The sequence below is a fragment of the Pasteurellaceae bacterium RH1A genome (assembly GCA_012221805.1).
Classification (GTDB): Bacteria; Pseudomonadota; Gammaproteobacteria; order Enterobacterales; family Pasteurellaceae; genus RH1A.
Window position 1 is genome coordinate 1,038,296 of the sequence record CP015195.1, and the last position, 21,150, is coordinate 1,059,445.

16 protein-coding genes and 2 tRNA genes are annotated in these 21,150 nt (G+C 48.2%); 10 read left to right on the forward strand and 8 right to left on the reverse strand.

Going from position 1 to position 21,150, the window contains the following annotated elements:
• Nucleotides 1-95: 95 nt before the first annotated feature.
• Both A4G20_04840 and A4G20_04845 read right to left on the reverse strand, forming a co-directional pair.
• Nucleotides 96-169: transfer RNA gene (locus A4G20_04840), tRNA-Cys, on the reverse strand.
• Nucleotides 170-184: 15 nt separating this feature from the next.
• Nucleotides 185-260: transfer RNA gene (locus tag A4G20_04845), tRNA-Gly, on the reverse strand.
• Nucleotides 261-467: 207 nt separating this feature from the next.
• On the opposite strand from A4G20_04845, the gene A4G20_04850 reads away from it, so the two are divergent.
• The 3 genes from A4G20_04850 to A4G20_04860 all read left to right on the forward strand — a co-directional run bounded on the left by A4G20_04850 (nt 468) and on the right by A4G20_04860 (nt 4,322).
• Entirely contained in the window at nt 468-1,277 is an 810-nt protein-coding gene (locus A4G20_04850; GenBank protein QIW15703.1) for an iron ABC transporter substrate-binding protein, read from the forward strand.
• A 9-nt stretch (nt 1,278-1,286) separates the two neighbouring features.
• Nucleotides 1,287-2,495, forward strand: coding sequence for a peroxidase (locus A4G20_04855; protein ID QIW15704.1), 1,209 nt, complete (start codon nt 1,287-1,289; stop codon nt 2,493-2,495).
• A 147-nt stretch (nt 2,496-2,642) separates the two neighbouring features.
• Entirely contained in the window at nt 2,643-4,322 is a 1,680-nt protein-coding gene (locus A4G20_04860) for an iron permease (protein QIW15705.1), read from the forward strand.
• 235 nt (nt 4,323-4,557) lie between these two features.
• Here the strand turns inward: A4G20_04860 and A4G20_04865 are convergent, their stop codons facing one another.
• Together A4G20_04865 and A4G20_04870 are read right to left on the reverse strand one after the other, a co-directional pair.
• On the reverse strand, nt 4,558-5,169 hold the full coding sequence (locus tag A4G20_04865) for a transposase (GenBank protein ID QIW15706.1): 612 nt from the start codon (nt 5,167-5,169) through the stop codon (nt 4,558-4,560).
• A gap of 567 nt (nt 5,170-5,736) precedes the next feature.
• Nucleotides 5,737-6,681, reverse strand: a complete 945-nt coding sequence (locus A4G20_04870; protein QIW15707.1) for a tRNA 2-thiocytidine(32) synthetase TtcA — start codon at nt 6,679-6,681, stop codon at nt 5,737-5,739.
• A 197-nt stretch (nt 6,682-6,878) separates the two neighbouring features.
• Here A4G20_04870 and A4G20_04875 point away from each other — a divergent pair, with 197 nt between their 5' ends.
• A complete protein-coding gene (locus A4G20_04875; protein QIW15708.1) occupies nt 6,879-8,183 on the forward strand; it encodes a permease in 1,305 nt (434 codons plus the stop codon).
• Nucleotides 8,184-8,218: 35 nt separating this feature from the next.
• On the opposite strand, the gene A4G20_04880 is transcribed toward A4G20_04875, so the two are convergent.
• Together A4G20_04880 and A4G20_04885 are read right to left on the reverse strand one after the other, a co-directional pair.
• Nucleotides 8,219-9,400 carry a phosphoribosylglycinamide formyltransferase 2 gene (locus tag A4G20_04880; GenBank protein QIW15709.1) on the reverse strand — a complete coding sequence of 394 codons (1,182 nt, stop codon included), beginning with the start codon at nt 9,398-9,400 and terminating at the stop codon, nt 8,219-8,221.
• Between the two features lie 66 nt (nt 9,401-9,466).
• Nucleotides 9,467-10,417, reverse strand: coding sequence for a ribosomal protein L3 N(5)-glutamine methyltransferase (locus A4G20_04885; GenBank protein ID QIW15710.1), 951 nt, complete (start codon nt 10,415-10,417; stop codon nt 9,467-9,469).
• Between the two features lie 85 nt (nt 10,418-10,502).
• Here A4G20_04885 and A4G20_04890 point away from each other — a divergent pair, with 85 nt between their 5' ends.
• The 6 genes from A4G20_04890 (at nt 10,503) to A4G20_04915 (ending at nt 17,763) form a co-directional block, all read left to right on the forward strand.
• The gene (locus A4G20_04890) at nt 10,503-11,015 is read left to right on the forward strand and encodes a hypothetical protein (protein ID QIW15711.1); all 513 of its coding nucleotides are present in this window, start codon (nt 10,503-10,505) and stop codon (nt 11,013-11,015) included.
• Between the two features lie 134 nt (nt 11,016-11,149).
• Nucleotides 11,150-12,319, forward strand: coding sequence for an efflux transporter periplasmic adaptor subunit (locus tag A4G20_04895; GenBank protein ID QIW15712.1), 1,170 nt, complete (start codon nt 11,150-11,152; stop codon nt 12,317-12,319).
• Between the two features lie 67 nt (nt 12,320-12,386).
• The gene (locus tag A4G20_04900) at nt 12,387-14,315 is read left to right on the forward strand and encodes a macrolide ABC transporter permease/ATP-binding protein MacB (GenBank protein QIW15713.1); all 1,929 of its coding nucleotides are present in this window, start codon (nt 12,387-12,389) and stop codon (nt 14,313-14,315) included.
• A 416-nt stretch (nt 14,316-14,731) separates the two neighbouring features.
• Nucleotides 14,732-15,427 carry a hypothetical protein gene (locus tag A4G20_04905; protein QIW16853.1) on the forward strand — a complete coding sequence of 232 codons (696 nt, stop codon included), beginning with the start codon at nt 14,732-14,734 and terminating at the stop codon, nt 15,425-15,427.
• Nucleotides 15,428-15,551: 124 nt separating this feature from the next.
• On the forward strand, nt 15,552-16,151 hold the full coding sequence (locus A4G20_04910; GenBank protein QIW15714.1) for a hypothetical protein: 600 nt from the start codon (nt 15,552-15,554) through the stop codon (nt 16,149-16,151).
• A gap of 22 nt (nt 16,152-16,173) precedes the next feature.
• On the forward strand, nt 16,174-17,763 hold the full coding sequence (locus A4G20_04915; GenBank protein QIW15715.1) for a hypothetical protein: 1,590 nt from the start codon (nt 16,174-16,176) through the stop codon (nt 17,761-17,763).
• Nucleotides 17,764-17,924: 161 nt separating this feature from the next.
• Here A4G20_04915 and A4G20_04920 read toward each other — a convergent pair whose 3' ends face one another.
• Nucleotides 17,925-19,124, reverse strand: a complete 1,200-nt coding sequence (locus A4G20_04920) for an integrase (protein QIW15716.1) — start codon at nt 19,122-19,124, stop codon at nt 17,925-17,927.
• A gap of 224 nt (nt 19,125-19,348) precedes the next feature.
• Entirely contained in the window at nt 19,349-21,100 is a 1,752-nt protein-coding gene (locus A4G20_04925) for a gamma-glutamyltransferase (protein ID QIW15717.1), read from the reverse strand.
• Between the last annotated feature and the right edge of the window lie 50 nt (nt 21,101-21,150).

Genomic DNA, 21,150 nt, shown 5'->3' on the forward strand with positions numbered 1-21,150 from the left:
CTTACTAGGCCCTGTTGAAAAACAGGGCTTTTTTATGCTGTTTTAGATAAAGGACAAGAAGAGAGTGGATTAAGATTTTTATAGAAAAGTCGTAATGGAGGCGTGTCCCGGAGTCGAACCGAGCTACATGGATTTGCAATCCAGTGCATAACCGCTTTGCTAACACGCCGATGAGGAGAAAAAATGGAGCGGGAAACGAGGCTCGAACTCGCGACCCCGACCTTGGCAAGGTCGTGCTCTACCAACTGAGCTATTCCCGCATTGAATTGTTCGAAAGAACAGGGCTGTATTTTACGAGTTTTGCCTTGGCTGTCAAATGGAATTTGATAAAAATCAGTTATGTGCCGAAAAAAAGGGCGTTATGGCGATTTTTTGGTAAATTTTGTTGCCTCTTGGCTTGAAAAGTTTTACTTTATTGAAAATCACTCTTATTTATTCTTTCTCTATTTTCAATAAAGGAGCCTCCTATGCGTTTAAAAACCTTAGCCATTGCTATTTCTAGTCTTTTTTTAGCCAGCCAAGTGAATGCGGCTGATTTTTCCAAGGAAACCGAAGCCTACAAGCAGTTTGTGATTGCCCAAATTGATAATTTAGTGACGGATACGGAAAAATTTGTTGGCTACCTCAAACAGGGCGATGTGCAAAAAGCCAAGCAAATTTACCCGCTTGCACGGATGTATTTTGAACGTTCCGAGCCTATTGCCGAGAGTTTTGGCGACTTAGACCCTCGCATTGATGCCCGTTTGGCGGATTTGGCTGAAGAGGGTAAAACTGAAAAAGATTGGTCTGGCTTCCACAAGATTGAGAAGGTGCTTTGGGAGCAAAACACCACCAAGGGCACAGAAGCAACGGCCGATCAGCTCTTAAAAGATGTTAAAGAATTACGGGCCAAGATCCCAACGGCAGAAGTGACGCCAGAGCTGATGATTACGGGGGCAGTGGACTTGCTCAATGAAGTTTCCACTTCAAAAGTGACCGGTGAGGAAGAAATTTTCTCTAAAACCGACCTTTACGACTTCAAGGCCAATATTGAGGGGGCGGAGAAGATTTTTGAGATCTTCCGCCCAGCTGTGGAAGCCAAAAATAAGGATTTAGCCAAGGATATTGAGAGCAAATTTGCCGCAGTCAATATGTTGTTAGATAAGCACAACCAGGCCAAGGGCAGCTTTGATTATGTGGGCTATGATAAACTGTCTGAAGCCGACATCAAGGCCCTAGCAGAAGCCGTGAATAAATTGGGCGAGCCGCTTGCCCAAATGGGTGTAATTTTAGAATAAGGACATCCTATGAGCACGCATCATGCCAATGAGCGGCGGGATTTCCTCAAACAAGCAACATTCCTCGGTGCTGGCCTTATGGCTGGCACCTCGGCCCTTGCCTTGGAACCTCGCCCTGCTCCTAAAATTCACAATGCCTTTCCTTTTTTCGGCCAGCACCAACAGGGCATTGCCACACCCGCCCAAAAGCATATCTATTTTATGGTCTTAGACCTCCACACCCAGGAGCTAGCACCCATCCAGCAAATGTTTAAGACCTGGACCCACTATGCCGCCCAGCTGACAAGCGGTAAAAATGTCAAAGAATATAGCAAAAATGCCTATGTGCCACCGGCCGATACGGGCGAAGCCGATGGGCTTAATCCATATAACCTAACCCTAACCTTTGGGGTAAGTAGCAGCTTCTTTGATAAGCTCCAACTTAATCAATATAAGCCTAAGGAACTGGCCGATCTGCCCCATTTCCCTCGGGATCAGCTCCAAGCTAACTACACAGGGGGCGATATTTGTATCCAAGCCTGTGCAGATGATCCCCAGGTGGCCTTTCATGCGGTGCGGAACCTTGTTCGAGTGGCCCGTAGCCACATTACCATGAAATGGAGCCAGATGGGCTTTAATTCCTTTGAGGGTTCAGACACGCCCCGCAATCTCTTTGGCTTTAAGGACGGCACGGCCAACTCCACTAAGCAAGAAGACTTGGATGCCACGGTTTGGGTGGACAGCCCAGATTGGCTAAGGGGCGGTTCCTACTTGGCCGTCCGCCGGATTAAGACCTTCCTAGAAACCTGGGACAGAACCAACCTCTTTTCCCAGGAAGAAACCTTCGGCCGCCACCGTGATACAGGCGCCCCAATCGGCAGCCACAAGGAATTTGACCCAGTTGATATTCATAAGAAGAACGATAAGGGCGAACCCCTTATCCCTGAGCCTTCCCACGTCCATTTGGCCAAAAAGGCCGGCGTGCCTATTTTACGCCGCTCCTTCTCCTATGCCAGCGGGGTGGATGACAAGGGCCAGTTTGATGCAGGCCTGCTTTTTATCTCCTTCCAAAAAGACCCGGCCCAGTTCATCAAGATCCAAAATACTTTTGGCAATATTGACAAGCTCAATGAATACATCACCCATATAGGCAGCGGTTTGTTTGCCTGCTTTGCGGGGGTAAAGGATGAGCAGGATTATTTGGGCAGAGCCTTGTTTGAGGCGGTGCAAGCAGGGTAGAAATAAGGGATTTATATCTTATTTGCCCCCCTCCGCCTTCGGCACCTCCCCCCGCAAGCGGGTGGAGGGAAGTCTATCTTGATTTTTCGCTCCCTCCGTTTACGGGGGGAGCTGCCCGAAGGGCTGAGGGGGAATCAGAGGGGTTTTATGCCTAAAATTATATTTTTAATATTGGCTTTCTTTAGCAGTACCTTAGCTTTCGCCAAGGTCGATACCAGCCCGCTTTTTGTGCATTTATCAGATGCCATGGCAGCGGTGAAGCGGCAGGATGCGGAGGCAGCCAAGCCCTATTTGCAGGCGCTTGAGCAGGGCTTCATCGCCCTGCCTGACCATACTTCTGCTGCAGGCAAGCAGGTGGAAAGTAGCCTGGCTCAGTCTTTAACCAGCCCAAACTTGGCCAACTTTGAGCAGCTTTCCAAGGCCCTTTATGCCTTTGAAAAGGAACAAAACCCGGTCGATTACACCCAAAAACGCCAGACCTTTGCCAAACGGGTGATGCCTGTTTACCAAAAGCTGCAACAAGCGGTGCAAAATCAGGAGTTATCTGCAATTCAGGCCGAATACAAGCGTTTTAACACCACTTGGACGATAAACGAAAAGGTGGTGCGGGAAACCAGCCTGGGCCATTATGGCCAAATTGAAACGGCCATTACCCTCTTGCGGATTGCCATGCTGTCGGAGCCGGCTAACTTTCCTGACATGGCTAAACAGGCCGAGGTGCTAGGCCAGGCACTGGCAGATTTCAAGGCGGGTAAGGTGCTTCAACCCCAACAATCTACGGTTGCCAATGCGCCACAAACCCTGCCTGAGGGCATTGCCTTGCTTGAGAAAAGCTACCGCCATTTTGAGCAAGATCAGCTGGAAGAGGGCAGAGCCGACATTACTCTCTTTATCCAGCAATGGGCTATTTTTGAAGGGGAAGTCCGCACCCGTGATGGAGGGCTTTATACCCGTGTAGAAAGCGACTTGCCGCTGATTATGGTGAAAGGCAATGAGCCGAGTAACCTGGCTCGTTTTCAAGGCCTGATCAGCGATCTCAATCGCCTAGATCTGGCCGGGGCTTATGGGGTGGTGGATGCCATGCTGATCCTGCTGCGTGAAGGCATAGAAGCCCTCCTCATCATTATGGCCCTGCTCACCGCCCTTAAGGCCGCCCAACAGCCCAAGGCCAAGCGTTGGGTTTATGCGGGAGCAGGTTTGGGACTTTTTGCCAGCCTGCTTGGGGCCATCGCCTTACAGCAGTTCTTTCCTGCCCTGTCAGCCGGCACTAGCCGAGAAATTTTAGAGGGCGTTGTGGGGATTGTGGCCGTGGTTATGATGCTCTTTGTTGGCGCCTGGCTGCATAGCAAATCTTCCCTTCTTGGCTGGAAACGTTTTATCGACAAACAGGTCGCCCAGGCCCTGGCCACGGGCAGTTTGGTGTCTATGCTAACGCTCAGCTTCCTCTCCGTCTTTCGAGAGGGGGCAGAAACCATTCTCTTCTATGCGGGTATGATGCCCCTCATTAGCCTTGAGGATCTGCTCTTAGGCATTGGGCTGGCCTTGGTCTTGCTTGGCTTGATCGCCTTACTTATCAAGCAAACCGCCCAATGGCTGCCCCTTCATCATCTTTTTAAGGCCATGACCGCACTTATCTACCTCTTGGGCTTTAAGATCTTGGGGGTTAGCGTTCACGCTCTACAACTGACCAATGTTTTCCCAACCAGCCTAGTTGAAGGCCTGCCTAATCTCCCGCTGATTGGCTTTTACGCCAACTGGCAAGGCATAGGGGCGCAGGTGGTTTATTTGATTTTAATTCCTGTGGTTGCAAGAATGTTTAGAAAATAGACCGCTTGTAGCCTTAGAGGTTGTTGATAATTCAAGAAAAATGCTTGTTAGATAAGAAATAGGGAAGTGAAAACCTGTGAGATCCACTCCCCTCTTTAGCAAAGAGGGGCAGGGGGAGATTTGGCAGAAGAAATAGCAACGAGAGATCTAGGCATATAGGACAAAATAGTTGGTCTTTTTGCACTTTATGCCTCTATAGGACAAAAAAGTTGGTAAAGATTATTTTAACAGATCCTTACCAACTCTTTTTGTTCAAAAAGTCCTGTATAAACAAGATCTTATGCTTTCTTGTTAAACCGCTGTGCGGACGTAATTTGTCTTTTAGTTCCTTAAATAAACCTTCAATCCTATTTGTTGTCTTTTCAATATTTAATTCAGGATATTTCTCATAAGTAAAAATATATTCATAATAACGCTTAATACTCGCAGCAGCACTTCTTACACTTCGATGTTTATAAGGGTATTTCCCTTTTTCATTTGGTTTATCTGACCGTTCACTTAAAAACTCCTGGTGTTTTCTCTTCCATTCATATATTTTTAAATAAAATTCATTTTTAGAGCTGGTTTTAAGCGTCTTAATAATACTTTTTAATTCTCTTCCTGCATGTGATTGATGTTTTTTTCTCAATGCCCTCATTACGATTGCTACAAGATGAAACTGACACATCTGTGTTGGTGTATTGAACAAATCTTTTAAGAGGCCTCTACGCCCATCACAGGTAACTGATTGAATAATATAATTTCTTTCCCTTAAACGGTTCATGGCCTTCTTGTAATAGATATCTTTTTCTGTTTTGACTATTTGGTGATAAACCACCTTTTTTGTAGAGCTATCAATAAACACCATTACACCAAAATCTCGGTGAAAGAATGTTGTATCAATAATTAAGTTCAAGTATGTATTTTGAGGTTTATTTAAGGAGGATTTAGGGTGCTTCTCTAAATATCTTCGAATAGTTCGAGAAGAGCAAGAATATTTTTCTGCTAACTGTACTTGTGTTTGTTTTCCAGATGAATAATCAAGCCAAATTTTTTCAGGATCTAATTTATTCTTAAAGGTAAATGTTTTATTACAGCTAAGACATTTGTAACGCTGTACATTATTTTGTTTGCCATACTTCTGGATCGGGGAATGTTGGCAGAAAGGACAGTTTTTTGTGCATATTTCAAAAAGAGGGCTTAAAGCCTTGTACTATAAGGCTTTAAGCCACTTTTTACCAACTATTTTGTCCTATATGCCGAGATCTATTTTCGGAGAAAAAACAAACAAGATAATTTCTTACTAATTATTCCCTCACTCCGCTATCACTACTGCCAAATCTCCCCTGCCCCCTCTTTGCTAAAGAGGGGAATTACATCTCTAGTTCATCAGAGATCACGACAACCGCAAATTTTTCCGAATTATCAACAACCCCTAGGCAATTTCCTTAAATTGGATAAGCCCATTTTGGCTGTAGTCGGTCAAGTCTTCTTCATCTTGCACCACTGGCGTATTGGGAATATCAGCCTTGTCGAAGGCGATGTCTCCTTCAAGGCCCTCAATCAGCTGGCCGCGTTTAAGCCCTTTAAAATCAAAGAGTTTTGGGTCACAAAGGTGCGATGGCGTGATGTTTTGTAGGGCGCTGAACATGGTTTCAATCCGTCCTGGGTAGAGCCTGTCCCAGTTTTGGAGCATTTCCTTGACCACCTGGCGTTGCAGGTTGGGCTGGGAGCCGCAGAGGTTACATGGAATAATGGGGAACTGCTTGGCCTCGGCATAGCGTTCGATGTCCTTTTCCTTGCAGTAGGCTAGGGGGCGGATAACAATCTGCTTGCCATCGTCACTAATAAGTTTGGGCGGCATACTTTTCATCTTGCCGCCATAGAACATATTAAGAAAGAGGGTTTCCAGCATATCATCACGGTGGTGGCCCAGGGCGATTTTGGTCGCACCCAGTTCGGTTGCGGTGCGGTAGAGAATGCCACGGCGCAGGCGGGAGCAGAGCGAGCAGGTGGTTTTGCCCTCAGGGATTTTTTCTTTCACGATCCCGTAGGTGTTTTCTTCCACAATCTTATAATCCACCCCAATACTCTTGAGATATTCAGGTAAGATATGCTCAGGAAAGCCGGGCTGCTTTTGGTCTAGATTGACGGCCACGATGTCAAAATGGATAGGGGCATTAAGGCGGAGGTTGAGCAAAATATCCAAGAGGGTGTAGCTGTCCTTGCCGCCCGAGAGGCAGACCATCACCTTGTCGCCCTCTTCAATCATATTGAAATCAGCAATGGCATTGCCCACATTGCGGCGGAGTCTTTTATGTAACTTGTTGATGTTATAGGCAATTTTCTTTTCGTCTTTGGAGGTTTGTTCTAAATGCATGGCTTAATAAATGGGGTTTTAAAAAAGAATGGTGCATAGTAAAGATTTGGCTATTTTTTGCAAGGGTTAAGTGTTGATTTGGCGCAGATAAATTTGCAAAAAATTGATGAAAATAAACCGCTTGTTTGATGCAATCGTTTGCTTAAGTGGGTTAATTTGGGTAAAATCTCGCCCTCTTTTTTATTCGAGGTCTCCTTATGTCTTTATTTCAACTTGAAGCCCGTGGCTCTTCTGTTCGTCAGGAAGTGGTTGCAGGCTTAACCACCTTCTTGGCCATGGTCTATTCGGTTATCGTTGTGCCTAATATGCTCAGTGCCGCTGGCTTTCCTGCCGATTCAGTCTTTATCGCCACCTGTTTGGTGTCGGGCTTGGGGTCGATTTTGATTGGCCTGTGGGCCAACGTGCCCATGGCCATTGGTGCGGCCATTTCCCTAACCGCCTTTACTGCCTTTAGCCTGGTGCTGGGCCAGGGTATTTCTATTCCTGTTGCCTTGGGGGCCATTTTCCTGATGGGGGTGGTCTTTACCCTGGTTTCGGTAACAGGCATTCGGGCCTGGATTCTCCGTAACCTGCCTGCCAGCATTGCCCATGGGGCGGGGATTGGTATTGGCCTCTTCCTCTTGCTTATCGCCGCTAACGGCGTAGGCCTGGTTGTGGGTAACCAAGCTGGCCTGCCGGTCAAGATGGGCGAGTTTACCTCCTTCCCTGTGCTGATGGCCTTGCTTGGCCTGGCTGCCATTATTGGCTTGGAACGTTTGCAGGTCAAAGGCTCTATCCTTTGGGTGATTATTGCCATCACGGTGATTGGTTTGATTTTTGACCCTAATGTAAAATTCAGCGGCCAGATTTTTAAAATGCCAAGTTTTGGGGAAAACTCCCTCTTCCTTAATTTGGATCTTATGGGCGCCCTTAACACGGCCATTCTGCCTGTGGTGTTTGCCCTGGTGATGACGGCCATTTTTGATGCCACAGGCACCATTCGTGCAGTGGCAGGCCAGGCCAACTTGTTAGACAAGGACGGCCAGATTATTAACGGCGGCCGTGCCTTGACCTCCGACTCCTTGGGCAGCGTGCTGTCTGGCCTCTTCGGCACAGCCCCTGCTGCGGTTTATATTGAGTCTGCCGCAGGCACTGCCGTGGGTGGCAAAACAGGCTTAACCGCGGTTGTGGTGGGCGTGCTTTTCCTACTTATGCTCTTCTTCCAGCCGCTGGCCTTCTTGGTGCCTGGCTATGCCACCGCCCCTGCCCTTATGTATGTGGGCTTGCTCATGTTAAGCAATGTGTCTAAATTGGATTTTGAGGATTTTGTTGGTGCCATGTCTGGCCTGGTTTGTGCGGTCTTTATCGTGCTTACCGCCAACATCGTGACGGGGATTATGTTGGGCTTTGCCGTCTTGGTGATTGGCCGTGTGATTTCAGGCGAATTCAAGAAACTCAATATCGGCACGGTGATTATTGCTGTTGCTCTTGTGGCCTTCTATGCCTTGGGTTGGGCCATTTAGGTAAAGAAAATGGTGGGTTTTGACCCACCATTTTTTTAGAGCTCAACACTTAACTTATCATAAGCCCGTTTAGCCTTTTCTCTGGCCTTTTCCACGCTCTCATCTCGAGCCAATACCACACCTAAACGGCGGTGGCCATTGACTTCGCCCTTGCCAAAGAGGCGGATATTGGTGCCAGCCTCTTCCAAGACCTTATCTAAATTGCCAAAACTCACCTGCTTGGATTTCCCCTCAACCACCACAGCCCGGGAGGCTGATGGGCTGATGAGGGCGATTTCAGGAATAGGCAGGCCTAAAATAGCCCGAGCATGGAGGGCGAATTCAGACAGTTCTTGCGAAATCAGGGTTACCATGCCGGTGTCATGCGGGCGTGGGGAGACCTCGTTAAAGATGATTTCATCGCCACAAACAAAGAGTTCCACCCCGAAAATCCCCCTTCCGCCCAGGGCAGTGGTAATCTTTTCGGCCGTTTCTTGGGCTCGCTTGAGGGCCAGATCTGACATTGCCTGGGGCTGCCAGGATTCACGATAATCCCCGTCCACTTGAACGTGGCCGATTGGGGCCAGGAAGGAGGTTCCATGGATATGGCGAACAGTGAGAAGGGTGATTTCATAATCGAACTTGATAAAGCCTTCTACAATCACACGGCCACCACCAGCCCGGCCACCTTCCTGAGAATAATCCCAAGCCTTTTGGATATCGGCTTCTGACTTAACCACACTTTGGCCGTGGCCAGAGGAGGACATAATGGGCTTGACCACGCAAGGGATACCAATCTCTGAAACCGCTTGTTGGAAGGCCTCAAAATTCTCCACAAAGCGATAAGGCGAGGTTTTCAAGCCCAGCTCTTCAGCGGCCAAACGGCGAATGCCCTCACGGTTCATGGTCAGTTGGGTGGCCTTGGCGGTTGGGATGATCGTGTAGCCTTCTGCTTCGAGTTCAACAAGGGTTGCGGTGGCAATGGCTTCCACTTCTGGCACGATAAAATCAGGCTTTTCCTGTTCAACTAGGGCTCTAAGGGCCTGGCCGTCTAACATGGAAATGGTATAGGCCCGGTGGGCGACCTGCTGGGCTGGGGCGTTTTCATAGCGATCAACGGCGATCACTTCCACGCCTAAGCGTTGGAGTTCAATGACGACTTCCTTGCCCAGTTCGCCTGAGCCGAGCATCATTACTTTAGTCGCTTTGGGGGTAAGAGGGGTTCCGAGGGTTATCATGTTTGTTTCCTTTTCTTGTGTTTAAATAAGAAAAACCTCCCAACAAGCGGGAGGTTTTGGGCCAATTTATGCAAATAGGTGTTGGTGGGCGGCCAACTGTTCACGGGTCAGGCTAAATACGCCTAGGCCGCCGTTTTTAAACTCGATCCAGTTAAAAGGCACGCTTGGGAATTGTTCCATCAAATGCACCATGGAGTTGCCGACTTCGCAAACCAGCACGCCATTGTCGCTTAAATAAGCAGAAGCGGTTGCTAAAATGCGTTTGGTGATTTCTAGGCCATCGTGGCCTGAGCCTAGCGCCATTTCAGGCTCGTGGTGATATTCTTCTGGCATATCGCCTAGGTCTTCGGCATCCACATAAGGCGGGTTGGTGACGATCAGGTCGTACTTGTCTTGGGCTAGATCGTTAAAGAGATCGGATTGGAAAGGGTAAACTCGCTCGATCATTTGGTGGCGGTCGATATTGATTTCCGTAACGTTAAGGGCATCGGCAGACAGATCAACGGCATCCACAATGGCATTGGGGAAGCGGTCGGCACAGGCAATAGCAATGCAGCCCGAGCCGGTACACATATCCAAAATCCGTTGTGGTTCTGCCCGTAAAATGCCGGTGAAGCCTTGGCCAATCAGTTCGCCAATGGGGGAGCGGGGCACGATGACCCGTTCATCCACATAAAATTCCAAACCACAGAACCAGGCTGAATTGGTTAAATAGGCTACAGGTTTACGCCAGCCCAAGCGTTGTTCCACCATATTGATAAGGCGTTGTTTTTCGGTCAGGGTCAGGCGGGAGGCATAGAAGGTTTCAGGCACATCAATGGGCAGATAAAGACCGCTTAAAATTAACTGATGGGCCTCGTCCCAGGCATTGTCGTAGCCGTGGCCGTAATAGAGATCGGAGGCGTTAAAGCAGCTATAGGCCCAGCGCATCATATCCAAAATGCTGTGCAGCTCATCGGCAGCATTGGAGGCCTGGATCTCATCGAGGAGATCCAAATTATATTGAGGGTCAATCATAAGATTCTCGTTTATCCAAACATGGCAGTGTTATACCATATTTTGCTTTGTGTTAGAATGTTGCGGATTGATTAGAGGTAAAAAAATGTTAAATGAAGAAGAATTAGCCCTTTTTCGTGAAGCCGTAAAGGGCACGAAAAAGATCAAGCAAGACACCTTTGTGGCCAAAACCCAGCCCCGCAAGAAGGTTAATGAAGTACGGGCCTTGCAGGAGCAGAAGGACACGCTTTTCTACTTTTCGGACGAGTATGAACCGCTCTTGAGTGAAGAAAATGACAAGGTTAAATACCGCCGCTCGGATGTTGATCCGCATATCCTCAAGCAGCTCCGCAGGGGGGATTTCCAGCCCGAACTCTTTTTAGACTTACACGGCCTGACCCGGGAAAAGGCCAAACTAGAGCTGGCCAGCCTGATCTTGGCCTGCGAAAAGGAAAAGGTCTTTTGTGCCAGCATTATGACCGGCTTCGGCACCTGTACCCTCAAACAGCAGATTCCCCGCTGGTTGGTGCAACACCCCAAGGTTATGGCACTGCATCAAGCCCCTAGAGAATGGGGCGGGGATGCGGCCATTCTCATTTTGATTGAGCAAGAAAGCTAGCCATCTTTATTGCCGTGGGTAACGAGTTACCCACGGTTAGGCATCATCATTCCCCTTTGGGGAATTAAAGTTTAAGATTATTTTAAGATTTGCCTGCTTAAATAGCAGGTATCATTATTCGGAAGGCAAAAACCATGAAAAAACTCCTGATTTTACTGCTCCTCGCTCTAGCAGCTGGTGCAGGCTACTACTATTGGCAGGATAACCAAACGCCTGCAACAACCTACTTAACCGAACCTGTCCAACGGGGCAATGTGGAAAAAAGCGTGATCGCCACAGGCTCGATTGAAAGCACCAACGAGGTGGATGTGGGGGCCCAGGTGTCGGGCAAGGTGATTAAGCTCTATGTCAAACTTGGGCAGGAAGTGAATAAGGGCGATTTAATTGCCGAAATTGACTCCACCACCCAGGTCAATAACCTCAACACCAAAAAGGCCCAATTAGCCAGCTACAAGGCCCAGCTCAAGGCCAAGCAAACTGCCCATACCATTGCCACAACCAACTATAATCGCCTGGCCAAGCTCTACAGCCAAAAATCGGCTTCACAGGTAGAAATGGAAAATGCTAAGAACACCCTTGATGCCGCCAAGGCCGAAATTGAAGCCCTGCAAGAAAGCATTAAGCAGGCTGAAATTGAGGTGGACACGGCTCAAACCAATGTGGGCTACACCAAAATTACCTCGCCGATTGACGGCACGGTGATTTCAACCCCGATTTCAGAGGGCCAGACGGTCAATTCCAACCAATCCACTCCAACCATCGTGAAAGTGGCTAATCTGGATAAAATGCTGATCAAGCCTGAAATTTCAGAAGGCGACATTACCAAGGTTAAGGCCGGCCAAGCGGTGACCTTTACCATTTTATCTGACAGCCGCACCCAGTATGATGCGGTGGTCGATTCGGTTGATCCTGCCACAACCACCATCAGCGATAACAGCTCAAGCACCACAACCAGCACCAGTTCCAGTGCCTCAGCGGTTTATTACTACGCCAATTTAGTGGTGGACAACCCCAACCGTGTGCTACGCATTGGGATGACCACCGAAAACAGCATCAAAATCGCCCAGGCCAATGATGTGCTTTATGTCAGCAATATGGCCCTACAACGCCAGGGCAAGGCCTATTTTGTCAATGTATTGAACGGCCAAAACCAGCCAGAAAAACGTGAGGTGGAAATTGGGGTGCAAAACGACTTCCAAACTGAAATTAAATCAGGCCTAAATGAGGGCGAGGAGGTTATCGTTTCCCAAGTTGCCGCAGGCGAGAAGGTGGGCAGTGCTGGGCGTGGGCCGAGGATATTTTAAGTAAGTGATGCTAAGTAAATTCCCTCCCCCGCTTGCGGGGGAGGGAGTTCCCTTAAGAGAAAACAAAATGAACATCATCGAAATCAAAAACCTCAACCGCTATTTTGGTGAGGGGGAAAATCGGGTGCATATCTTAAAGGATGTGTCGCTTTCGATTGAAAAGGGCGATTTTGTCGCCATTATCGGCCAGTCGGGGTCGGGCAAATCGACCCTGATGAACATCATCGGCTGTTTAGACACGGCCACCAGCGGATCTTACAAGATCGATGGCAAGGAAACCGCCCAGCTTTCGGGCGATCAGCTCTCAGATCTGAGAAGCCAAAAATTCGGCTTCATCTTCCAACGCTACAACCTCCTTTCCAGCCTGACCGCAGCCGAAAATGTTGCCTTGCCGGCTATTTATGCAGGTAAATCACAAAAGGAACGCTTGGAAGGGGCTGTGCAGCTTCTGCATAAACTGGGCTTAGACGGCAAAGAGGCCAACAAGCCCAGCCAGCTTTCAGGCGGTCAGCAACAGCGGGTCAGTATCGCCCGTGCCTTGATGAATGGCGGCGAAATTATCCTGGCCGATGAACCGACAGGGGCCTTGGACTCGGGCAGTGGGGCAAACGTGATGGAAATCCTCCGCCAGCTCCACAGCGAAGGCCATACCATTATTATGGTCACTCACGATAAAGATATTGCCGCCTCGGCCAATCGGGTCATTGAGATTAAAGATGGTGAGATTATCGGCGACAGCCAAAAAGAGGCGGTGCAAGCGGTCAAAAATGGCCAAAAACCTGCAAAAATGCGTTTTGGCTTCAGCAAGGATCAGCTGGTCGAAGCCTTTAGGATGTCGGTCAGTGCCATCATCGCCCACAAAATGCGGTCGCTTTTGACCATGCTGGGGATCATTATCGGCATTACCTCGGTGGTGTCGGTGGTGGCTTTGGGTAACGGCTCCCAACAAAAAATCCTGGAAAATATCAGGGGGATTGGCACCAACACCATGTCTATTTTTAACGGCACGGGCTTTGGCGACCGCCGTGCCCTGCCTAATTTAACGGTGGGCGATGCCAATGCCTTAGCCAAGCAAAGTTATGTGCAGAGCGTAACGCCCAACTCATCGTCTAGCGGCACCCTGATTTACGGCAACCAATCTTTTTCTTCCACCAGCTTGCGTGGGGTGGGTGAACAGTATTTTGATGTGGAAGGGCTTAAACTTAGACAGGGCAGTCTGATTTCTGCCCAAGATATTGAGGAAAATGCCCAGGTAGTCTTGATTGATGAAAGTGCCAAGCGGGCCATTTTTGCCGATGAAAACCCGTTGGGCAGGGTGGTGATTTTTAATAAACGCCCCTTGCGGATTATCGGCGTGGTGAGCAACCGCCAGCAAATGGGCGGGGCCAGCAGCTCGCTTAACCTTTATGCCCCTTATACCACGGTGCTTAATAAGGTGACAGGTGGGACGACCATCTCTTCCATTACGGTGAAAATTGCTGATAACGTCAATACCACCGTGGCAGAGAAAAGCCTGACCGAATTTCTAACCATGCGACACGGCAAAAAGGACTTCTTTATCATGAACAGCGACACCATCAAGCAGACCGTGGAAAGCACCACTGGCACCATGAAGCTCTTGATTTCCTCTATCGCCTTTATCTCCCTCATTGTGGGTGGGATTGGTGTGATGAACATTATGCTAGTGTCTGTTACTGAGCGTACCAAGGAAATCGGCGTGCGGATGGCCATTGGAGCCAGGCAGTCCAACATTCTGCAACAGTTTTTGATTGAAGCAGTGCTGATTTGTATGATTGGTGGTGTAACAGGCATTTTGCTCTCTTCTGCCATCGGCCTCTTATTCAACACCTTTATGAGCGATTTCAGCATGGCCTTTTCCACAGGCTCTATTATCGCTGCCGTTGCCTTCTCAACCCTAATCGGCGTGGTCTTCGGCTATATGCCGGCCAAAAAAGCCTCCCAGCTTAATCCCATTATGGCGCTTGCGAGGGAGTAGTTTTCTTCTCTTTTTTCTGTCAAGTGCTGGTAGGGTGGGCATCCTTGCCCACCGATTCAACACAGTTATCAATGGTGGGCAAGGATGCCCACCCTACAGGCGAGCTAATTTACACTAAGCCTGATTGCTTTTCTTGCGACTAAATACCCTATTTCCATCCCTTTTTGGTCTTTTTTAAGGCTTAAACTGCTTAAAATTCACAATCTTATTGTGCAAAAAAAACCAGTGTAAAATGTTGAAATTGCAATCGTTTGCTAAGGTCTGTTGATGTTTCAAGCATAAAAATCAACCTATTTATTGCCTAGTACGGCTCTGCCGTGCTGGGGATAAAGGATTAGATAAATTTGCTTATTTTATATACTTAAAACATTAACACGCCCTATTTTTAACTTACTATTTTGGAGCTTTCTATGCGTATTAAGAACACTTTAGGCCTTTTGGTTTCGCTTGCTTTGTCAGTCGGCTTTTCTCAAACCACCCTTGCTCAAGACTTTCAGAATATGAATAAGGAAAGGTTGAGTTTTTATGCTGAGGGAGGGAATGCGGAGGCGCAAGTTTATTTAGGTCATAAATATTACCTTATTCAAGATTATTCAGAGGCCTTTAAGTGGTTTAAGAAGGCTGCAGAACAGAGAGATATGTACGCTCAATATAATCTTGGGGTGATGTATTATCGAGGAGAAGGCGTAAAACAAAACTATAAACAGGCTTTTGTGTGGGTTAAAAAAGCAGCTGAACAGGGTTATAAACAGGCTCAATTCATGATTGGCCATATGTATAGTACAGGGGAAGGTATCAAGAAAAATTATGAACAAGCTTTTATGTGGCTTAAAAAAGCAGCTGAGCAAGGGCATAAAGATGCTCAATCTGATATTGGCACTATGTATTACGCTGGAGAGGGTATAAAACAAAATTATGAGCAGGCTTTTATTTGGCTCAAAAAAGCTGCTGAACATGGAGATACATGGGCTCAATACGGTCTTGCTGGAATGTATTATTATGGTCAAGGGGTTACAAAAGATCTAACTAAGGCCAGGGAGTATTGGACTTTATCTTGTAATCAAGGCCATAAAAATGCCTGTGAAAATTTGAAGCAACTATCTTCTCAATAAGCTGACCACTTATTTCCCCAAGGCTGTTGATATTCTAACCATTATCTTGGATAATTCTTCAGCCTTGCTGAACTTGTTTATACACAGTGGGTTGCCAGTCAATTTCTGATGTGAAGGAAAATTTATGCCCCAGTTTATCTCTAAATCTAGCCTAGCAGCCCTGCTAGGCTCGTTTTTATTTGCCCCCGCCTTGTTGGCACAAGAGAAACCAGCCAAAAACTATGAGATCGTATGCTCTTATCAGGCACGGATTTCCAATATTGATAAGGTCAATCACAAGGGGGAAAGCCTGGTGTCAGGCCACAATGCTGCCAGTGTGGTGGCCATGATTCGTCAAGACAGGGCCAATGTGAATAAGTACGACATCCGCAACCGAGAAGATGTGGGCGACTGCGGCTTTGACACTGTGGCCTCCCGCAACCAGTTGGAACAAGCCTTCCACCGCCTCAAGCCCAGCCCAGAAACCATCAAGGCCTTTGTGGAGGGCAATCCACTTATTCATGCCTACTTGGTTAAGGGTAAGTTGACGGGGCAGTATTATTTTTTCCCTCGGGTGGTAAACGAGGCCGACATGAAAAAAAGTGAGCCTGAGAAACAAGTGGCCAAGCCGCAACCAGCTTCGCCTAACAAGCCTACCCCTCAGCCTGAACCCCCTGAAAAAGAAGCCAGTCTGCCTGAAGTGGATCTGGTGGTGCCTAAGGGGTCGGATGGCATTTATTTCTAAATAATCAGAAGCGAAGAAAAGAATGAACGTGAAAAAAAGTATGCTTATGCTTTGCCTCTTGGCAGGTTTTTCGAGTGCCCAAGCCTGGGCTGAGGCGCCAGCAGAAAGCCTTGAAAAGATGGTTGAACGGGTTAAGCCCTCTATGGTAACGATTTGGGATCTCCGAAATTTATATTTCCCAACCTTCAAGAAACAACAGGAGCTTGCAGCCTATTGCAAGTTAAAGAGAGAAGGGAAGAGCGAGAAAAAGATTAAGCAAGAATTGGCAGAAGATACGCTTGATCTGAAAGCCCTTTTTTCCGCCATGGTTGAGGGGCGGAAAAAGCGGGGTTCTTTGATTTCCCCTGCAAAATTAAGCACCTATACCCAAAAAGCCAGTATGGGCTATTTTTTGAGTGGGAATGGTTCTGGTGTGGTCGTGGATGAAACTCATGGTTATATTCTAACCAATAATCACGTTGTGGTGCAGAATGCCTTAAGTCCTACTTGTGAAGAATTGGAGACAGAATTCGACTTGCTCTTGGTTCAATTTGAGGATGGCCGCCTCTATCGAGCCTTTGTGGTCGGGCGGGATGATAAAACCGATCTGGCTCTGCTGAAATTAGTCGATAGCCCAGAGAATCTTAGTGCGGTGCCTTTTGCAGACTCTGATGAACTTCAGGTGGGGCAGGCCTCCGTGGCTATTGGCTCGCCACATGGCTTAGATCAAACCGTGACCAAGGGGATTATTTCAAGCCTAGATCGGTTCTCAAGCAACCCAAGCTATAAACTCTATATGCAGCTGGGGATGGAAAATGAGCAGTATAAAAAGGAAGAGCGTTTTATCACCTATATCCAAACCGATGCAGCCATTAATAGCGGAAATTCAGGCGGTGCCTTGCTTAACCTCAAGGGCGAGCTTATCGGTATTAACACAGCCAAGCATTCCAAGGGCGAAAGTATTGGCTATGCCGTGCCAAGCAATATTGTAAAAGGGATGCTGGCCCAATTTAAGGAATATGGCTTTGGCAATTTTGGCGCCCTGGGAGCCATGGGAAATCAAATTAATGATGGGCTAAGACGCTCCTATAAATTAGCCAACAACATCAAAGGCCTCTTTATTACCGAAGTGCTGCCCAATTCGGCTTCTGCCAAAGCGGGCTTGAAGGTGGGGGATATTTTAACCAGCTTCAACGGCAAGGAAATTAGCGATCCCTTTGCCTTTCGAGCCATGGTTGCCACCAGCGGTGCCAACAGTCAGGCCACGATTAAGTTACTGAGCAAGGATGAGAGTGGCCAATATATGCCTAAGACACTTTATCTTACCCTAGATAGCCGAGCCTTAGATAAAAAAGCCTTGGCTCATCAGCTTATTTCCTTGCCGCAATTTGGGTTTGACTTGAGCTTTGATCCTGAAACCAAAAAAGGCTGTGTGATTTCAATTAAAGATAAACAGGCCAAGGCTTATGGCTTTGAAGATAAAGATCGTATTACGGAAGTCAATGGCAAGCCCGTTGGGCAATTTAGGGAATGCTTTATGGAAATGGAAAGGGCCTATGATATTGATCAGGCAGATTTGCATTTCACTATTGATCGCAAGGGACTGTCTAGGGTGGTATCTATTAAGCAATAGCTAAACCCTTGGAACAAGCGGTGCAGAAAATCCAACTTTTTGCACCGCTTGTGTTCTTAAAAAGCCCTAGGGTCTGTTGATAATTTGCTTAAAGGTCATTAAATCCCCCCCTCCGCCTGTACAACATAAACATCCTTTACATTTTTCTCTAAGGACATCGTTTACATTGTATGGTTAATATGCCAGCTACTTGCTGGAGTAATTTTCTTCTCTCGGTCATCCATTTGACCCAGAAAATGAAAACGGTAATAAATGTGCCAAATACCATCGGCGTAAGGCACAAAAGCAACGGTTTCTTGCTTTAAAATTTGGCTCAGGTAGTAAATTTCACCTTGCCAACAGAGTTCGCCACTGGGTTTAACTCGACGAAGTTCAACACCTTGACCGTAGTCATAGTCTTCAATCTTGCCGGTATAAATACGACTTGAGGGCTGATAAAGACTTGCTGGCGTCTGACGTTTTTTGTCATCATCAAGCAGGCTTTCGTGGCTACGCTCATGGTTATATTCGTGCACAAAAGCATCGAACATGGCCTGTTGGTCTGCAAGATTCCCTGCAATGGCCTCACGCTTGAGTAAACAAGCCTTGAGGCTACGGTGCATTCGCTCATGATGCCCATTTTGTTCGGGGTGGGCGGGGCGAATACGCTCGGGCCGAATGCCCAGGTCAATCCACCATTTGGCCAGCTTGCTTAAGCCACCCAGGGCAGTTGAGGCAAAGGGCGAGCCATTGTCGCTACGAATATTCCAAGGCAGCCCGAACTCGTAAAAAAGTCGTTCAAACTGGGCTTTTACAGGGTCACCCAAGGTATTGGGCAGGGCCTGACAAAGCAATAAGTAACGGCAAAACTGGTCGCTCACCGTTAGCGGGTAGCACCATTTCTGGTCACCTAGCTGGAATTGCCCCTTGAAATCCACGCACCAGGTTGTATTAGGGGCGTCACATTCGGCAAAGGGCAAGCTGTCTGCTGGCGTGTGACGGCGAACCTTGCGGGGCTTGACCAGTCCTGCTCGAGCCAAGATTAAATCGCCTGTGCTATCAGCCGGTTTCTTGGCTTCAGGAAAGCGTTGCTCAAACAGGTCAAGCAGCTTTTTTGCCCCCCAATCGGGGCGTTTGCGTCGCTCACTGACCAGCCACTCAACAATCCATTGTGGCGTGGCATTGGGCGAATAATGTGGCTTTCTGGATAGCTCTTGCAAACCAGGAAAGCCGCCTTGTTTAAAGCGTTCAATCCATTTATTGGCTGTTGGACGACTGATTCCGAACTGTTCACACAGGTCGGATTTTGTAAAGCGTTGGGACAACCAAGCCTTGATAAATAACGTTTTTTGTTCCATAGGATTCGTTTGTTTCCAAGCCATTTTCTTCACCAAAGATAAGATGTTTGGTGCGATTTTACGGCAAAGAATGTAAACGATGTCCTTGGGTTATGATGTAAAGGATGTTATCAGGTTGTACCCGCCTTCGGCACCTCCCCCGCAAGCGGGTGGAGGGAAGTTTTTCATCAAGATTTTGTCTAACTTTCGCTCCCTCCGCTTGCGGGGGGAGCTGCCCGAAGGGCTGAGGGGGGAATTATCAACAGTCCCTAGTACCCCATGGTTTTGCCTTCTGGGTTGCGAGGGTCGGAGTAGCCGTAGAAGCCGTCTTCACGGGCTTGGATGATCTGCACACGGCCCATTGGGGCTTTTTCGCTGATCTTATAGCCTTTCTCCTTCAAAATGGCCAAGGTGTCTGGGCTGAGGCCTTCCTCCACCCGCAATTCATCAGGCAACCATTGGTGGTGAACCCGTGGGGTGACAATGGCTTCAGCAGGGTTGAGCTTGTGGTCGATGGTGTTGATAACACTTTGCAGCACGGTGGTAATAATTCTTGCCCCGCCTGGGCTGCCGGTGACCAACCAAGGCTTATCATCTTTCATCACCAGGGTTGGGGTCATGGAGGAAAGTGGGCGTTTTTTGGCCGCAATAGAATTGGCCTCGCCCCCAATCAAGCCAAAGGCATTGGCCACGCCTGGCTTGGCCGAGAAGTCGTCCATTTCATTGTTGAGTAGGATGCCCGTGCCTTCCGCCACAATGCCGCTGCCAAAGTTGAGGTTGAGGGTATAGGTCACGGCCACGGCATTGCCGTTTTTGTCCATCACGGAATAGTGGGTGGTTTGGTCGCTTTCATAAGGCTGAGGTTGGCCAGGCTTGATTTCACTGGATGGACGAACCTGGTTCGGGTCGATTTTGCCAGCTAATTCATCGGCGTATTTTTTGGAGGTTAAGCCCGCAGCCGGCACCTTAACGAAATCTGGGTCGCCCAAGTATTCGGAGCGGTCGGCATAGGCCAATTTCATGGCTTCGGCCATGTGGTGGATGGTTTTGGCACTGTTGAGGCCGTAGTCAGCCAGCGGATAGCGTTCAAGCATATTGAGGATTTGTACTAGGTGGATCCCGCCCGAGCTTGGTGGTGGCATGGTAACCACCTTGTAGCCCCGATATTGGCCCTCAATCGGTGCACGCTCTATGGCTTGATAGCCCTTCATATCTTCAAGGCTAATCAGGCCTTTGTGTTTTTCCATTTCGGCCACAATTTTTTGGGCAATATCGCCTTCATAAAAGGCCTTGGCTCCGTCTTTGGCAATGAGTTTTAAGGATTGAGCCAGATCAGCCTGCACCAAGAGATCGCCCTCTTTGAGTACTTCGCCATTTTTAAAGAAAATGGCCTTGGAGCTTTCCCATTTGCCCAAATTATCGGTTTCAGCTGCTAGGGTCTTGGCCAGGGCAGGGCCAACAATAAAGCCTTCTTCGGCCAGCTTGATGGCCGGTTCAATCACTTCAGCCAGGCTCATGGTTCCCCATTTTTTCAGGGCATATTCCATGCCTGCCACCGTGCCAGGCACGCCGACTGCAAAATGGGTGTAGAGGGAACGGCCGTCAATCACCTTGCCCTCTTGGTCTAGGTACATATCACGGCTGGCCTTGAGCGGCGCTACTTCACGGAAATCGACCGAGAAATTCTTGCCCGACTGGGCATCGTGCAGGACCATAAAGCCGCCCCCGCCGATATTACCCGCATTTGGCAGTACAACCGCCAGGGCAAAGCCCACAGCCACACTGGCATCTACCGCATTGCCGCCCCGTTTTAAGATTTCCAGGCCGACCGCTGTTGCCAAGTGTTGCTCACTGGCCACCATGCCATTTTTGGCATAAACGGGGTGGAAGATGTCCTTACTGCTGTCGTAACGAATGGCCGCTTGCTCAGTGGCAGACGGCATAGCAGGGGCATTGGCGAAAGCCGTTGCCGCCCCCAAAATCAGGGCTGCAACCAGGCTCTTTTTAGCAAATTTTTTCATTGTTCCTCCTTTTTGAAAGTGCCCTTGAGAGTAGCGAAATCCCTGTAGAA

Coding starts and splice junctions, on each gene's coding strand:
- A4G20_04850 (QIW15703.1), top strand. CDS start 468: ATGCGTTTAAAAACCTTAGCCATTGCTATTTCTAGTCTTTTTTTAGCC.
- A4G20_04855 (QIW15704.1), top strand. CDS start 1,287: ATGAGCACGCATCATGCCAATGAGCGGCGGGATTTCCTCAAACAAGCA.
- A4G20_04860 (QIW15705.1), top strand. CDS start 2,643: ATGCCTAAAATTATATTTTTAATATTGGCTTTCTTTAGCAGTACCTTA.
- A4G20_04865 (QIW15706.1), bottom strand. CDS start 5,169: ATGGTGTTTATTGATAGCTCTACAAAAAAGGTGGTTTATCACCAAATA.
- A4G20_04870 (QIW15707.1), bottom strand. CDS start 6,681: ATGCATTTAGAACAAACCTCCAAAGACGAAAAGAAAATTGCCTATAAC.
- A4G20_04875 (QIW15708.1), top strand. CDS start 6,879: ATGTCTTTATTTCAACTTGAAGCCCGTGGCTCTTCTGTTCGTCAGGAA.
- A4G20_04880 (QIW15709.1), bottom strand. CDS start 9,400: ATGATAACCCTCGGAACCCCTCTTACCCCCAAAGCGACTAAAGTAATG.
- A4G20_04885 (QIW15710.1), bottom strand. CDS start 10,417: ATGATTGACCCTCAATATAATTTGGATCTCCTCGATGAGATCCAGGCC.
- A4G20_04890 (QIW15711.1), top strand. CDS start 10,503: ATGTTAAATGAAGAAGAATTAGCCCTTTTTCGTGAAGCCGTAAAGGGC.
- A4G20_04895 (QIW15712.1), top strand. CDS start 11,150: ATGAAAAAACTCCTGATTTTACTGCTCCTCGCTCTAGCAGCTGGTGCA.
- A4G20_04900 (QIW15713.1), top strand. CDS start 12,387: ATGAACATCATCGAAATCAAAAACCTCAACCGCTATTTTGGTGAGGGG.
- A4G20_04910 (QIW15714.1), top strand. CDS start 15,552: ATGCCCCAGTTTATCTCTAAATCTAGCCTAGCAGCCCTGCTAGGCTCG.
- A4G20_04915 (QIW15715.1), top strand. CDS start 16,174: ATGAACGTGAAAAAAAGTATGCTTATGCTTTGCCTCTTGGCAGGTTTT.
- A4G20_04920 (QIW15716.1), bottom strand. CDS start 19,124: ATGGCTTGGAAACAAACGAATCCTATGGAACAAAAAACGTTATTTATC.
- A4G20_04925 (QIW15717.1), bottom strand. CDS start 21,100: ATGAAAAAATTTGCTAAAAAGAGCCTGGTTGCAGCCCTGATTTTGGGG.